The following is a 1660-nucleotide window of genomic DNA, read 5'->3' on the forward strand; positions in this document are numbered from 1 at the left end:
CAGCCATACAAGTCGGCTTCCATCGGCTGGCACAGCGACGACACACCACCAAACGCATCGATTTCCCAACCTGGGTCGGTGGTCGAGGCACAGCCCGCAACGGAGCTCATCGCCACCACTTCTTCGATACGGTTTTCGGCCGCGGCCGCGTCCATTTTCAGCGCTTTATTATTGATTGCCTTGAGATGTTTCATATCAGTGAGCCTTGCGCGGAGTGATGTAGCTGCTGATAAACGCAGGGTTATTGGCCATGATCCGGGTGTAGACCTCGATGCCGAAGTCGACCCAGTCACGCATCAGTTCGCAGTAGTGATAAGTCGGGTGGGTCGGGTCGCCATAGCGGGCGTAGCTTTCGTGGTAGCAGCCGCCGGAGCACAGGTTGCGGATCTGGCAGTCCTCGCAACCGGTGTTGGTACGGTCGAGGCGCTGGGACAGGAAGTCGTTCAACTCGACCTGTTTGACGCCGCTGTGCACGTTGCCGAAAGTCGGCAGCGACGAACCGGTAAAACGGTGGCACAGGTTCAGTTCGCCCTTGTGATCCACCGCCAGCATCTTCAGGCCCGCGCCGCACGGCAGGGCTTTTTTGTGGCCTTCGTGGATGTCGGTGATCAACTGATGCAGGTTGGAAAAACCGATGTTGCGGTGTTCCAGTGCCGCTTCCAGATAACGCCGACCGAGTTTCTTCATGTTGGCGAAGACTTCGACCAGTTCGTCGCTGCTCAGGTTGAAGCTGCTGATGTCGCCGGAGGTCACCGGGGCAAACCCGACTTCGGCAAAGCCCAGTTCGTTGAACAGGTGGTCCCAGATGGTTTCGACGTCGGTGACGCCGGTGGTCAAGGTCACCCGCGCGCCGACTGGACGGCTGTTGTAGCGTGATAGCAGCATCTCGGCCTTGCGCCGTACCACGTCGTACGTGCCCTGCCCACCCACGGTGATACGGTTGCGGTCGTGCACGGTTTTTGGCCCGTCGATACTCACCGACAAACCGAAACGGTGGGCATTGAGGTAGTCCACGGTGTCTTCGGTGAGCAGCGTGGCGTTGGTAGTCATCACGAATTCGACGAACTTGCCGGCCTCGGCAAACCGCTTTTCACAATAGTCGACCATGTACTCGATCAGCTTGCGATTGCTCAGCGGTTCTCCACCAAAAAACACAACCGTAAAACGCTCTTCGTCCGGGGATTCGCGCAGCAGCATTTCGACCGAGGCGACAGCGGTTTCGACGTCCATTTTCTTGCCCGCCGATGGCTTGTCGAGGTCTTCCTTGTAGCAGTAGGTGCAGCTCAGATTGCAGCCGGTGTTGACGTTGAGCACCACCGTGTTGATCGCCGTGCGTTCGACGCGCTTGGTGCCGATGTCCGGGGTCAGCGGCGAACCGTCGCTGACCAGTTCCAGCGAAATCAATTCACGCAGGGTCTCGGTGATTTCTTCACCGTTGAAACGCGCCGCCAGGCGCTGGATCAAGTCGTCCGACGAACAGCCGGGACCGCGCAAGGTATCGATGATGGTGCCGGTCAGCTCATCGCTGGCGAACAGCGAACTGCTGGGGATGTGAAAGAGCATGCGGTCGGCGTCGACATGCACTTCGTGCAGGTTCCGTTCAACCAGATTCAAAATAGCGCCCATTGCAACCTCCTGTGCAAACCCCGTTGTACGGGGC

The 1660-nt window shown here is 58.6% G+C and carries 2 protein-coding genes; both read right to left on the bottom strand.

Translation table 11 applies throughout. The features are described from left to right. A partial coding sequence (gene qhpC, locus AC1DRJ_RS26795; protein WP_477804808.1) for a quinohemoprotein amine dehydrogenase subunit gamma occupies window positions 1-194 on the bottom strand: 194 nt, incomplete at its 3' end. Window position 195: 1 nt separating this feature from the next. After that, window positions 196-1626 carry a quinohemoprotein amine dehydrogenase maturation protein gene (gene peaB / locus AC1DRJ_RS26800; RefSeq protein ID WP_477804809.1) on the bottom strand — a complete coding sequence of 477 codons (1431 nt, stop codon included), beginning with the start codon at window positions 1624-1626 and terminating at the stop codon, window positions 196-198. Between the last annotated feature and the right edge of the window lie 34 nt (window positions 1627-1660).

The organism is Pseudomonas sp. P5_B2 (assembly GCF_056400445.1).

What these genes read in the sequence shown, in the direction of transcription:
- peaB (WP_477804809.1), bottom strand. Translation starts at nt 1,626, where the DNA reads ATGGGCGCTATTTTGAATCTGGTTGAACGGAACCTGCACGAAGTGCAT.